Source organism: Micromonospora sp. NPDC049171 (assembly GCF_040648275.1).
In the GTDB taxonomy this organism is placed as follows: domain Bacteria; phylum Actinomycetota; class Actinomycetes; order Mycobacteriales; family Micromonosporaceae; genus Micromonospora.
In genome coordinates, this window is sequence record NZ_JBEZDJ010000006.1 from 171,008 (window position 1) to 184,842 (window position 13,835).

The window sequence follows — 13,835 nt, forward strand, 5'->3', positions numbered from 1 at the left end:
GCGGGGGATGGCGCGCGGGGCCGGGGCGGGCGAGACTCAGCACACCGATGTTCGACCCGGGCCTGGACGAGGTATAACGAAGGGTCGGTGGGCCGGTCGGCCTCCGTCCCAGCAGACAGGTGCTCGATGACCGACGGCTCCTCCGCCACCCCCGGGCGTTCGATCGTCGCACCGGCGGCGCTCGGCGACCCGGCGCGGCTGCGCGCACTCGCCGACACCGGGCTCGACGCCACCCCGGACGAGGCGTTCGACAGGTTCGCCCGGCTGGTCAGCGACCTGCTGGACGTGCCGGTCGCGCTGGTTTCCCTGGTCTCCGCCGACCGGCAGTTCTTTCCGGGCGCGTTCGGGTTGCCGGAGCCCTGGTCGGAGCGCCGGCAGACCCCGTTGAGTCACTCCTTCTGCCAGCACGTGGTGGACGTGGGGGTGCCGATGGTGCTGCCGGACGCCCGGCTCTCCCCCCGCGTTCGGGACAATCTGGCCATCGACGACCTCGGCGTGGTCGCGTACGCCGGGATGCCGCTGACCGACCTCTCCGGTCGGGTGCTCGGTTCGCTCTGCGCCATCGACAGCAAACCCCGCGCGTGGACCGCCGCGCAGCTGCGGACACTCGCCGACCTGGCCGCCGCCTGCTCGTCGGAGCTGCGCCTGCGTATCGCACTGGACGGCGCACAGGAGGCGCGGCGGCGGGTCGTGCAGGCGAACGAGCGGCTGGAGCTGCTGGCCGGGGTGAGCGAGACACTCGCCGGCACGCTGGACGTGGGCACCGCGCTGCGCCGGCTCGCCGCCGCCATGGTGCCGCTGCTCGCCGACTGGTGCCTGCTCACCCTGATCGGCCCGACCGGGCTGCCCCGCGAGGTGGTCTCGGTGCACCGCGATCCGGCCCGGGCGGCCGACATCGACCGCTTCGGTGAGTTGCTGCGCACCGGGCTGGGCCCAGACTCGATCATCCGGACGGTGCTGCGCACCGGCCAGCCCCGGCTCGGCGGCGTCGCGTCCCTGGCCGACGTGGCGAGGGGCACCACCGACCCGGAGATGGCGTCGATCGCCGCCCGCCTGGGCATCGCGTCCTACCTGAGTGTGCCGGTGCGGGGCGTCGGCGGCACCGTGCTGGGCGCGATCACCCTGGTCAACGACCCCAACCGGCAGCAGTTCGACGACCGCGACCTGCTCACCGCGGTCGAGATCGGCCGCCGGGCCGGCCAGGCCGTCGGCAACAGCTCGATGTACGGCGAGCAGCGACACGTCGCCGAGGTCCTGCAACACAGCATGCTGCCGCGGCTGCCGGTGGTGACGGAGTTGGAGCTGGCGGCCCGCTACCAGCCGGCGGCCGACCGGGTGGAGGTGGGCGGTGACTGGTACGACGCCTTCATCCAGCCCGACGGCGACCTGATCGCGGCGATCGGGGACGTGGCCGGGCACGACATCGAGGCGGCGGCGACCATGGGCCAGTTGCGCAACCTGGTGCGCGGCAACGCCTTCGGCCGGCCGGACACGGTCGGGTCGCTGATGAGCAACCTGGACGGCGCGATCCGCGGCCTCCGGCTGCCGATCGCCGCCACCGCGACGCTTGTCCGGATCTGTCCGCAGCAGGCCGGGGCCCACGAGGTGACCTGGTCCAACGCCGGGCACCCCCCGGCCCTGGTGGTCCGGGTCGGTGGGGCGGTCGAGGCCCTGGAGGCGACACCGGAGCCACTGCTCGGCCTGGCCCGGCCGTCCCCGCGGACCAGCAAGTCGACGAGCCTGGCCACCGGCGACACCCTGCTGCTGTACACCGACGGGCTGATCGAGCGGCGGGACCGATCCATCGACGAGGGGTTGGCCGAGCTGGTGGTCCGGCTGACCGACACCGACACGCTGCCCCTCGACAAGCTGTGCGACCTGCTGCTCGCCTCGATCCGCCACCGTGAGGACGACACCGCGCTGCTCGCCGTACGGGCACGGTGAGTGGTGCACCGTCCCGGGTCGCCGGCACCCGTCGGATCCGACGGGCCCGACCGGGCCGTCCGGCCGGCTACCCTGGGCCGGGTGAGAGCCCGTCCCTCGTACCCTCGCGTCCGTAGCCTCCGGGTGGCCCTCGCCGCATCCTGCGCGGCCCTGTTGTTCACGACGGGTTGCAGCTTCGGCGAGCCGGAGCCCGACCCGGCCGGCGAACCGCCCAACCTGCCCACCCCGTCCGCCTCGGCGAGCCCCGGCGGTGCCGGCCAGCAGGCGGTGGCGACGGTCCTCGCGAAGGGTCTGCGGGTGCCGTGGGCCATCGCCTTCCTGCCGGACGGCGCGGCGCTTGTCACCGAACGGGACAACGGCCGGATCCTCCAGGTCGGCCCCGAGTCCGGGCCGGACGGGCTGCGGGTCCGCCCGGTGCAGACGATCGCCGACGTGGCGGCGGCCGGCGAGGGCGGCCTGCTCGGCATCGCCGTCTCCCCCGACTACGCGCGAGACCGGACGGTCTTCGTCTACTACACGGCCGAGCAGGACAATCGGGTGGCCCGGCTGCAACTCGGTGGGCAGCCCACCCCGATCCTCACCGGCATTCCCAAGGCCAACGTGCACAACGGCGGCGGGTTGGGCTTCGGCCCGGACGGGCAGCTCTACGTCAGCACGGGTGACGCCGGTCAGCGTCCCCTCTCCCAGAACGTGAAGAGCCTCGGCGGCAAGATCCTCCGGATCACCCGGGACGGCAAGCCCGCCCCGGGCAACCCGTACCCCGGTTCTCCGGTCTGGTCCCAGGGTCACCGCAACGTCCAGGGCTTCGCCTGGGACGCCGCCAAGCGGATGTACGCCGTCGAGTTCGGCCAGAACACCTGGGACGAGATCAACCAGATCACCAAGGGCGGCAACTACGGCTGGCCGGAGGTCGAGGGGCGGGCCGGCGACCGGCGGTTCACCGACCCGATCACGCAGTGGGCGACCTCGGACGCGTCCTGCTCGGGCCTGGCCGCCACGGACCGGCTGCTGGTCACCGGTTGCCTGCGTGGCAAGCGCCTCTGGGTGATGGAGTTGACCGACACCGGCACGCTGCTCGGTCAGCCCAGCGAGCTGCTCACCAACCGGTACGGTCGACTGCGCGCGGTGGCTGCGGCACCGGACGGCTCACTCTGGGTGAGCACCTCCAACCATGACGGACGCGGCGACCCCGCCGGCGACGACGACCGCCTCCTGCGGGTGGTCTTCGCCGGTGGGGACGGCGGCCGCAGCTGACATTCGTCACCATCCGTTCAGGTTTGCCAAGATCTTCCAACGGGCAGGTCAGAATTTCACCATGGACGGGCAGCGCGACGAGCAGCACGACGACGCCGGTGACCGGGACGTCCCGGTGACCGACGGTGATCCGCCACGCCCCACGCGCTCGCTTGTCGGCCCCGGCGGCCCGCTGCGCCGCATCGGGCTGGTGGTCGCCGTCCTCGCCGTGGCCCTCGCCGGGGCGGTGCTCGGGGTGCTGGCCGGCGGTCAGGTGGACACCGACATCGGGCCGTTCCGGGCCAACCTCAGCATCTCCCCCGCCCGCGACGGCGGCACCACCGTCGACATCCCGCCGCTCGGCGCGCTGCTGCTCGACAGCCACGACGGGCCGACCCACCTCACCGTGCGGCTGGGCGCACTCGACCAGGGACGCACCGAGGCGCTGATCGACGACCCGGCCAGCATCAGCCGGGCCAGCCAGAGCGCCGTGGAGGACGTCCGCTCCGGTGTGATGCGGCTCGGCCTGCGGGCCCTCGGCGCGTCGGTGCTGGTCACCCTGGTGCTGGCCGGGCTGATCTTCCGCAACGCCCGACGGACCGCCTGGGCGGGCGGGCTCGCGCTGCTGGTCACCGCCGGGAGCCTCGGCACGGCGGCGGCCACCGTACGTCCCCAGGCGATCGAGGAGCCACGCTACGAGGGTCTGCTGGTCAACGCACCAGCCATCGTCGGCGACGCCCGCCGGATCGCCAACGACTACACGAAGTACGCCGAGCAGTTGCAACGCCTGGTCGGCAACGTCAGCCAGCTCTACACCACCGTCTCGGCGCTTCCGCTGCTGGAGCCGACCCCGGGCACCACGCGGGTGCTGCACGTCTCCGACATGCACCTCAACCCGACCGGCTGGCAACTGATCCGGACGGTGGTGGAGCAGTTCGGCATCGACGCGGTGATCGACACTGGCGACATCACCGACTGGGGCAGCGAGCCGGAGGCGTCCTTCGTCGGCTCGATCGGCCTGCTCAAGAAGCCGTACGTCTTCATCCGGGGCAACCACGACTCCGGCAAGACCGCCGCCGCCGTCGCCCGCCAACCCAACGCGATAGTCCTGAACAACTCGACGACGACAGTCGCCGGGCTGACCATCGCGGGCATCGGCGACCCCCGCTTCACCCCGGACAAGAACACCTCACCCGCCGGCAGCGGCCTCACCCAACAGGTCGCCGACCAAGTGATCGGCGTCGGCGGCCAGCTCGCGACCACGGTGCGTCAGTCACCCCGGCCGGTCAACATCGCGCTGGTGCACGACCCGGCGTCGGCCGGGCCGCTCGCCGGCACCTGCCCGCTGGTGCTGGCCGGGCACACCCACTCCCAGCAGGTCTCCAAGCTGCCGCAGGCCCCCGGGCAGCAGCCCACCACGTTGATGGTGGAGGGGTCCACCGGCGGCGCCGGGCTGCGCGGTCTGGAGGGTGAGAAGCCGACCCCGCTGTCGATGAGCGTGCTCTACTTCGACCAGCAGAAGATGCTCCAGGCGTACGACACCATCACCGTGGGCGGCACCGGGCAGGCCCAGGTCAACCTGGAACGGCACCTGGTGGAGAACCCGACCGGGGCGTCCCCCTCGCCCACGTCGTCCACCTCGCCCACCTCGCCCACCTCGCCCACCTCGCCCACCTCGCCCGCCGCCAGCCCGACGGGCTGACGCGGCGTCGAAGGGCGACCACCGCCCCTCAAGCGCGACTGGGAGTAAACAAAGGCGAACCCCCGCCACCCCCGCTTCCCCCCTTTGCTCTGCTGCCCAATCTGCACCAGTCACTGTCCGTGCGTCACCCACGGCATGACGCCGACAGAGCAACGAACAGTTCTCGCTGTTCAGAACGGGTGGCGCATCGACGGGTGCAGAGCAAAGGAAGGAAACGGCCTGGTGTTGGTGACAGGAGCGATCACAGCAAGTTGCGAACGGCTTCTTTCCGATGCGATTCACTCAGTGTGATACCGCTCCCCGTCGCGGTCAGCGCAGGGCGATGGCGGCCAGGGCGGCGTTGACGATGCTGCCGGGCAGCAGGTCGTGCAACTCGTACAGCTCGGCGACGGTGCCGGACTGGCCGAACTCGTCCACACCGAGCGGCACCGCCGGCGCGCCGACCGCCGACCCGAGCCAGGCCATCGCGTGCGACGCGGCGTCGTGCACGGTCACCACCGGCACCCGGTCGGCGAACGCGGACCGCAGCGCGCCCGGCACACTGGGCACGGTGGCCGTCCGTACGCCCTGGCGCAGGGTGCGCTGCCAGGCGCGGTAGAGCCGGTCGAGGCTCGTCACGTCGACCACGTGCGCGGCGATGCCCTCGTCGGCCAGCTCCGCGGCGGCGGCCAGCACCTCGGGCAGCACCGCGCCGGAGGCGGCGAGTTGCACCACCGGGGCGTCGGCCAGGTGCGGATACGCCTGGTGGGCATCGACCAGCCGGTACGCCCCGGCGACCACCTGCCGACGCAGCACCGCGTCGCCGAGCCGCGCCCGGGCCGCCTCGAACGGCGCCTGGTCCAGCGGGCGGGTGCTCAGTCGGAAGTAGTACGCGCCGTCCTCGGCGGGCGCGGCGGTCGCCGCCGGGGCCGACCCACCGGCGATCTGCCCCAGCGCGTCGCAGAGCAGCCAGTCCAGGCTGGCGCCGTACGCCGGCTCGACGAACGTCACCCCGGGCAGCTCCAGGCCGACCGACGCGGTGATGGTGGACTGGTGGGCGCCACCCTCCGGGGCCAGGGTGATGCCGGACGGGGTGCCGGCCACCACGAACCGGGAGCCGGAGTACGTGCCGTACAGAAACGCGTCGAGCCCGCGCAGCACGAACGGGTCGTAGACCGTGCCCACCGGCAGCAGCGGCTGCCCGGACAGGTCCCAGGAGAGGCCGAGCTGACCCAGCAGCAGGAACAGGTTCATCTCCGAGATGCCCAGCTCGATGTGCTGCCCAGCGGGGCTTTCCGTCCAGCGCAGCATCCGGTCCTCGGTCCAGGAGCGCTGCTCGGTGGGGGCGAACACCCCGGTCTTGTTGATGAACCCGGCCAGGTTGGTGGAGGTGGCCACGTCCGGGGCGGTGGTGACCAGGTAGCGGCCCACCTCCCGGTCCCGCGCCAGGTCCACCAGCACCCGACCGAAGACCTCCTGGGTGGAGATCGGCTTGGTTGCGCGTACTCCCGTGCTTTCCGGGACGGTGACCCCCAACGCGCGCTGGCGGGGCGCGCGGGACAGCGCCTCCCGGCGGGCGCCGGCCCGGATGCCGGCGGGCGACGCCGGGTCCAGGCGGTCCCACTCGGTCTCCGGGGTCAACCCCTGCGCGGCGCGCAGCGTGTCAACCTGCTCCGAGCTGAGCAGCGCGGAATGGTTGCGCGGGTTGCCGGCGATGGGCAGACCCCAACCCTTCACGGTGTACGCGAAGACGACGCTGGGCCGGTCGGTGACCGCGTCGCACTGGGCGTACGCGTCGAGCATGGCGGACAGGTCGTGCCCGCCCAGGTCGGTGACGAGCGGGCCCAGCTCCTCGTCGCTGAGGTGGGCGATCAGCTCGTCGATGCCGGCCGGCGCGCCGTCGAGGAACTGCTTGCGCAGCAGCGGGCCGGTCAACCCGAACAGCGACTGGTACTGCTCGTTGGGCATCGCGTCGATCCAGTCGCGCAGCGCCTCGCCACCCGGCCGGGCGTACGCCGCGGCGAGCCGACGGCCGTACTTGACCTCCACGACGTGCCAACCGGCCGCCTCGAACTGACCCCGCCACTGGTTGATCCGGATGCCGGGGACCACCCGGTCCAGCGACTGCCGGTTGAAGTCGACAAGCCACATCACGTTGCCCAGGCCGGTGGTCGCCGGGTCGGCCACCGCCTCCCAGATGTTGCCCTCGTCCAGCTCGGCGTCCCCGATCAGCGCCACGAACCGGGAGTGCGGGCGGGCCCCGAAGTGCGCGTCGACGTACCGCCGGGTGGCGGCGGCGAAGAGCGGCGCCGCCGCGCCCAGCCCGACCGAACCGGTGGAGAAGTCCACCTCGTCCGGGTCCTTGGTGCGTGACGGGTACGACTGGAGGCCGCCCCGGGCGCGCAGCCGGGGCAGGTAGGAGCGGTCCAGGTTGCCCAGCAGGTACTGGATGGCGTGGAACACCGGGGACGCGTGCGGCTTCACCGCTACCCGGTCCTCGGCGTCCAGGTGCGCGAACCAGAGCGCGGTCATCGCCGTGACCAGGGAGGCACTGGACGCCTGGTGGCCACCGACCTTCACCCCGTCGCCGGTGGCCCGGTCGTGGTTGGCGGCGTCCACGATCCGCGTGGCGAGCCAGAGCACCCGCCGCTGGATCTCGTCGAGGACATCGAGGTCGTGCTGGGTCACGGTGGCTCCATTCGGGCGTCGCCGTTGACGCCCTCGCGAGGGGTGCGGGGTGGGTGTGCCGGTCAGCCCTGGACGCCGAGGCGCTCCAGGATCAGCTCCCGCAGGGTCTTCGCGTCGGCCTGCCCACGGGTGGTCTTCATGACCGCGCCGACGAGCGCGCCGACCGCCGCGACCTTGCCACTGCGGATCTTGTCGGCGATGCCGGGGTTCGCGGCGATCGCCTCGTCCACGGCGGCGGTGAGCGCGCCGGTGTCCGACACGACCTCCAGGCCCCGGCTGGTCATGATCTCGGTGGGCGAGCCCTCACCGTCGACCACGCCCTCCAGCACCGTGCGGGCCATCTTGTCGTTGAGCTTGCCGGCGTCGACAAGCCCCTGCAGCTCGGCGACCTGGGCGGGGGTGGCACCGATCTCGGCCAGCTCCACACCGCTCTCGTTGGCCCGGCGGGACAGCTCACCCAGCCACCACTTGCGGGCCGCCGCCGGGGTGGTGCCCGCCGCCACGGTGGCCTCGATCAGCTCGACCGCGCCGGCGTTCAGCACCGACTGCATGTCCAGGTCCGACAGGCCCCACTGCTCCTGGAGCCGACGCCGGTGCACCCGGGGCAGCTCCGGCAGCGCGGCCTTCAGCTCGGCGACCCAGGCCGGGTCCGGGGCGATCGGCACCAGATCCGGCTCGGGGAAGTACCGGTAGTCGGTGGCCGTCTCCTTCGAGCGACCCGGGGTGGTGTCACCGGTGTCCTCGTGGAAGTGGCGCGTCTCCTGGGTGATCCGGCCCCCGGCGTCGAGCACCGACGCCTGGCGCAGCATCTCCGAGCGGACCGCCCGCTCCACCGACCGCAGCGAGTTGACGTTCTTGGTCTCGGTGCGGGTGCCCCACTCCGCACCCGGCAGGTTGAGGGAGGTGTTCACGTCGCAGCGCAGCGAACCCTCCTCCATCCGCACGTCGGAGACGCCGAGGGTGCGGATCACGTCGCGCAGCTCGGCGACGTACGCCTTGGCCACGTCCGGGGCGAGCGCACCGGTGCCCGTGATCGGCTTGGTGACGATCTCGACGAGCGGGATGCCGGCCCGGTTGTAGTCGACGAGCGACTCGGTCGCGCCGTGGATGCGGCCGGTGGCACCACCGACGTGCAGCGTCTTGCCGGTGTCCTCCTCAAGGTGCACCCGCTCGATCTCGATCCGCACCGTCTCGCCGCCCACCTCGACGTCCAGGTAACCGTCGACGCAGATCGGCTCGTCGTACTGGCTGATCTGGAAGTTCTTCGGCATGTCCGGGTAGAAGTAGTTCTTCCGGGCGAACCGGCACCACTGCGCGATCGAGCAGTTCAACGCCAGGCCGATCCGGATGATCGCCTCGATGGCCGCCTTGTTGGCCACCGGCAGCGAACCGGGCAGACCCAGGCACACCGGGCAGACCCGGGTGTTCGGCTCGCCACCGAAGTCGGTCGGGCAACCGCAGAACATCTTGGTGTTCGTGCCCAGCTCGACGTGGGTCTCCAGGCCGATCACCGGTTCGAAGCGCGCAACGACCTCGTCGTACGCGGGCAGTGTCGTGGTCATCTGGGCTCCTGCCTCACAGCGCCGGTGGGGTGAACGTGCCGATCGCGGACTCCAACGCGGCGGCGACCCGGTACATCCGGTCGTCGGCCAGCGTCGGGGCCATCACCTGCAGGCCGACGGGCAGCCCGTCGGACAGGCCACAGGGCACCGAGATGCCCGGCCCGCCGTACAGGTTCGTCGGAATGGTGAACAGGTCGGCCAGGTACATCTGGTACGGGTCGGCGGTGCGGGCACCGATCGGGAAGGCCGTGAACGGGGTGGTCGGCGAGATCAGCGCGTCGACCCGCTCGAACGCGGCGGTGAAGTCCCGGGTGATGAGCGTCCGGACCTTCTGCGCCTGCCCGTAGTACGCGTCGTAGTAGCCCGACGACAGCGCGTACGTGCCGATCATGATGCGGCGCTTGACCTCCGGGCCGAAGCCGGCCTCCCGGGTCAACGACATGACCTCCTCCAGCGACCGGTTGCCGTCGTCGCCGACCCGCAGGCCGAACCGGACGCCGTCGAACCGGGCCAGGTTGGAGGAGCACTCGCTCGGGGCGATCAGGTAGTACGCCGGCAGCGCGTACGCGAACGTCGGGCAGGAGACCTCGACGACCTCGGCGCCCATCTTGGTCAGCGCGTCCACCGACTCGCGGAACGCGGCCATCACGCCCGGCTCGGCGCCCTCGCCGACGAACTCGCTCACGATGCCGAGCCGTACGCCGGTCAGGTCACCTGTCGCGCCGAGCTTCGCCGCCGCCACCACGTCCGGCACCGGCTGCGGGATCGAGGTGGAGTCCCGCGGGTCGTGCCCACCGATCACCTGGTGCAGCAGGGCCGCGTCGAGCACCGTACGGGCACACGGGCCGGGAGTGTCCAGCGACGAGGAGAAGGCGACAAGCCCGTACCGGGAGGTGCCGCCGTAGGTGGGCTTCGCGCCCACGGTGCCGGTGACCGCACCGGGCTGGCGGATCGAGCCGCCGGTGTCCGAGCCGATCGCCAGCGGCGCCTCGTACGCGGCCAGCGCCGCAGCGCTGCCACCACCCGAGCCACCCGGGATCCGGCTGAGGTCCCACGGGTTGTGCGTCGGGCCGTACGCCGAGTATTCGGTGGAGGAGCCCATCGCGAACTCGTCCATGTTGGTCTTGCCGAGCATCACCGTGCCGGCCTCGCGCAACCGCTGCACGATCGTCGCGTCGTACGGCGGGCGCCAGCCCTCCAGGATCTTCGACCCCACGGTGGTCGGCACGCCCCGGGTGGCGAGCACGTCCTTCACCGCGACCGGCACACCCGCGAGCGGGCCCAACTCCTCACCGGCGGCCCGGCGCTCGTCCACCGCGCGGGCCGCGGCGAGCGCGCCGTCGCTGTCGACGTGCAGGAAGGCGTGCACCCGGTCGTCGACCGCGGCGATCCGGTCCAGGTGCGCCTGGGTCACCTCGACGGCGGAGGCCTCGCCGCCGGCGACCAGCGCGGCGATCTCCGTCGCGGTCATCTTGATCAAATCGGTCATGAAGCCACGTCCTCGGTCAGGATCCGCGGAACGCGGAACCGCTGGTCCTCGGCGTCGGGCGCGCCGGACAGCGCCTCCTGCGGGGTCAGGCACGGCGTGACCACGTCCTCGCGGAAGATGTTGGTCAACGGCACCGAGTGCGAGGTCGGTGGAATGTCCGGGGCGGCGACCTCGCCGACCTGGGCGACCGCCTGGAGGATCACGTCGAGCTGGCCGGCGAACGTGTCCAGCTCCTCCTCGGTGACGGCGAGCCGCGACAGGCGCGCCAGGTGCGCGACCTCCTCGCGGGAGATGGCGGCCATCCGTGCCCCCTTCTGATGTCCTGCTGGTCGGGCGGTGTGCCGGCCGCGCGACGACTGGAGCGTGACGCGCGGTGACCGGAGCGAGTCTATTGTTCCGCTCCGGTGCCGCGTCCCCGGACTCCCCCTCCGCCGGCCCCCGTGCCGCGTCAGCGGGTGGGGCGGCGTGTGACGTCGGCCTGCGGGTGCCCCCCGGTCGGGCGCACCGGCCGGTACCGGGCCAGCCAGGTGACCAGCTCCGCGGCGGGCATGGGTCGGGCGTAGAACCAGCCCTGCGCCGCGTCGCAGCCGGCGGCGTGCAACATCCGCCAGGTCCGCTCGTCCTCGACGCCCTCGGCCACCACCCGCAACCCCAGAGCGCCGGCCAACTCGATCATCGACCGGACGATCGCCGCGTCGTCGGCGTCGTCGGCCATGCCGAGTACGAACGACCGGTCCACCTTCACCTCCGACAACGGCAGCCTGCGCAGGTGCTGCAAGGACGAGTAGCCGGTGCCGAAGTCGTCGAGCGCGATGCCCACCCCGATCCGGTGCAGTTGGGAGATGGTCGTCAGCACCCGGCGTGGGTCGGCCATCAACGCCCCTTCGGTGATCTCCACCTGTAGCCGCTCGGCCGGCACCCCGTAGCGGGCCAGCCGGTCGGCGATCTGGTCGGCGATCTCGCCGGTGTGCAGGTCGCGCACGCTCACGTTCAGCGCCGCGCGCAGGCCGATGCCGGCCGCCGACCACGTGGCGAGCTGCTCCACCACGTCGTCGACCACCCGACGGGTGAGCAGCCGCATCACGGCGCTCTGCTCGGCGACCCGGATGAGTTCCTCCGGGTCGACCATGCCCCGCCGCGGGTGTCGCCACCGCAGCAGGGCCTCGACACCGACCACCTCGCCGGTCGCGATGGCGATCTGCGGCTGGTAGTACATGGTGATTTCCCCGGCGTCGTCGGCCGGCCCACCGTCCGCGTGCGCCCACCCCGTCGGTTCGAGCGGTCGCCCTGCTGAGCCCGGCCCGATGTCCCGCCGCGGCCCGAGGCCACCGTTGCCCATCGCGGTGACCGCGCTTCCGTTCGGCGACCGCCTGTCGTTTCCGAGCCCGGCGCGTCGCTCCCCGGCCGGGCCCGGCCGGTTGCCGCTGACCGTGGCGCGGGTGTTGCGACCCCGGATCGGGTCGGCACCGGTGGCGATCCGCTTGATCAGCTCGTCGGCGTGCGCCAACTCCGCGTCGCCGCGCCGACGGCGCCCCCAGCGCCGACCGGGCGGCGGTGCCGTCACGATGGCCGGCGCCGGGTCCGCGTGTGGCGCGGCCTCGGCCCCGGTGGGCAGCGCCGCCCCGTCACCGCCGCGCACCTCGGCCGTCGCACTGAGGGGTACGCCGACCGCCCGCTCCGCGCCAACCTCATCCGGTACGGCGTGCCGGCCGTTCCCATCGCCCCGCCCACCCTGCTCGGCCCGCTCGCCCTGCTCGGCCCGCTCGCCCTGCTCGGCCGGGTCGGCGGCGGAGGGCTCGACGACCGGTGGGCCGGACTCCAGCACCCGGCGCAGATCGGCGAGGAGGCCAAGACGCTCGGCGGAGTTGTGGTCCGACTCGGGGGCGTAGACGGCCACCGTGTCGTTGCGGTGCTTGGCGTCGTACATCGCCACGTCGGCGTGGCGCATCAAGGTGGCGAAGTCCTCCCCATGTTCGGGGAAGAGGGCGATCCCGATCGACCCGCCCACGTCCAACGGAAGCCCGTCGAGCGGCACCGGCTCGGCCAACGCCTGGACCACCTGGTCGGCCAGCTCCCGCGCCTGAGCGACGTCGGTCAGCCCGGTCATCACGATGGCGAACTCGTCACCGCCGAGCCGGGCGATCATCTGAGGTCGGGGCCGCACGTCGGTGAGCCGTGCGCTCACCTCGACCAGCAGCCGGTCGCCCACCGCGTGCCCGAGGGCGTCGTTGACGTTCTTGAAGCGGTCCAGGTCGATCAGCAGCAGCGCCAACTGCCCGTCGGGTCCGCCACGGGCCGTCCGCTCGGCATGCAGGTGCACCTGCTCCGCCACCTCGGCCAACAGGGCCTTGCGGTTGGGCAGGCCGGTCAGCGGGTCGGCGGCGGCGAGGTGCTGCTGTTCGACGGTCAGCCGGGCCATCCGGTAGACGGCGAAGAGCGGCACCAACACCAGCGGAATCAGCGCCGCGCTGACCCGCGAGGCCGCGACCAGCACCGGGGCGAGCAGCAGCAGTGAACCGGTGGAGAGCAACTCGAAGCCGAGCCCCTGCCGCAGGGTGGGCCACCACCGGTCCCCGAAGCGCAGCCGCACCGCCCAGCTGACCAACACGTAGTTGACGACGAACCAGGCCAGCGTCGCGCCGCCGACGGCGGCCACGTCGGTCCAGTGCAACCGTCCGCCGGAGAAGATGGTGCCCGGCCCGAGCAGGATCACCCCGTACGCGGCGGCGAGCGCACACGCGTACTGACCGACGTTGAACGCCGTCCGCCACGCCGCGTGCCGCATCCGCCAGCCCGAGACGACGACACCCACCGCCTGCACCGCCACCGCCGGGCCGAGGCCCCAACCCAGCAGGATCGCGAAGGTGAAGCAGGTGGAGGGGAACACCGCCGAGGTCTGCCGGCGCCCCGGCGGGACGAACGGGCGGGCGTCGCAGAGCACGGCGAGCGCGGCCATCGTCCAGAACGCCACCGGCAGCCCGGACACCTCACCGGGCAGCGTCGCGAGTGGAACGGCGGCGGTCAGCGTGGCCACCACCAGGATGCCGACGACGAAGGCAGCGAACGGTGCCACTCGCCCCGGGGGCAGCGAGTTGCGTGGATCGGCGACCTCCACCACACCTCCCGACCGACCGTCGACGTGCCGGTGCGCACGTCGTGACCCAATGAAACGCCCTCAGCCCCCGGTTTCCCGGTATGACAGTCACGAATCGGTCGTAGTCGTAATTAAGTTGGTATA

The 13,835-nt window shown here is 72.4% G+C and carries 8 protein-coding genes; 3 read left to right on the forward strand and 5 right to left on the reverse strand.

Annotated features, from left to right (window positions below):
- Positions 1–126: 126 nt before the first annotated feature.
- The 3 genes from AB0B14_RS10105 to AB0B14_RS10115 all read left to right on the forward strand — a co-directional run bounded on the left by AB0B14_RS10105 (position 127) and on the right by AB0B14_RS10115 (position 4,879).
- Positions 127–1,944 (forward strand): SpoIIE family protein phosphatase, encoded by a 1,818-nt coding sequence (locus tag AB0B14_RS10105; RefSeq protein ID WP_357071450.1) that lies wholly within the window; start codon positions 127–129, stop codon positions 1,942–1,944.
- An 81-nt stretch (positions 1,945–2,025) separates the two neighbouring features.
- On the forward strand, positions 2,026–3,198 hold the full coding sequence (locus tag AB0B14_RS10110; RefSeq protein WP_357071447.1) for a PQQ-dependent sugar dehydrogenase: 1,173 nt from the start codon (positions 2,026–2,028) through the stop codon (positions 3,196–3,198).
- 61 nt (positions 3,199–3,259) lie between these two features.
- A complete protein-coding gene (locus AB0B14_RS10115) occupies positions 3,260–4,879 on the forward strand; it encodes a metallophosphoesterase (RefSeq protein WP_357522220.1) in 1,620 nt (539 codons plus the stop codon).
- Between the two features lie 309 nt (positions 4,880–5,188).
- Here AB0B14_RS10115 and AB0B14_RS10120 read toward each other — a convergent pair whose 3' ends face one another.
- The 5 genes from AB0B14_RS10120 to AB0B14_RS10140 form a co-directional block, all read right to left on the reverse strand.
- Complete coding sequence (locus tag AB0B14_RS10120) at positions 5,189–7,546, reverse strand: pyruvate dehydrogenase (RefSeq protein ID WP_357522221.1); 2,358 nt, start codon at positions 7,544–7,546, stop codon at positions 5,189–5,191.
- Positions 7,547–7,608: 62 nt separating this feature from the next.
- Entirely contained in the window at positions 7,609–9,108 is a 1,500-nt protein-coding gene (gatB, locus tag AB0B14_RS10125; RefSeq protein ID WP_357522222.1) for an Asp-tRNA(Asn)/Glu-tRNA(Gln) amidotransferase subunit GatB, read from the reverse strand.
- A gap of 13 nt (positions 9,109–9,121) precedes the next feature.
- Complete coding sequence (gene gatA / locus AB0B14_RS10130; protein ID WP_357522223.1) at positions 9,122–10,597, reverse strand: Asp-tRNA(Asn)/Glu-tRNA(Gln) amidotransferase subunit GatA; 1,476 nt, start codon at positions 10,595–10,597, stop codon at positions 9,122–9,124.
- Positions 10,594–10,899 carry an Asp-tRNA(Asn)/Glu-tRNA(Gln) amidotransferase subunit GatC gene (gene gatC / locus AB0B14_RS10135; RefSeq protein WP_357522224.1) on the reverse strand — a complete coding sequence of 102 codons (306 nt, stop codon included), beginning with the start codon at positions 10,897–10,899 and terminating at the stop codon, positions 10,594–10,596. Before gatC ends, gatA begins: the two co-directional genes overlap by 4 nt.
- 146 nt (positions 10,900–11,045) lie before the next feature.
- Positions 11,046–13,712 carry an EAL domain-containing protein gene (locus AB0B14_RS10140; RefSeq protein ID WP_357522225.1) on the reverse strand — a complete coding sequence of 889 codons (2,667 nt, stop codon included), beginning with the start codon at positions 13,710–13,712 and terminating at the stop codon, positions 11,046–11,048.
- Positions 13,713–13,835 lie beyond the last annotated feature (123 nt).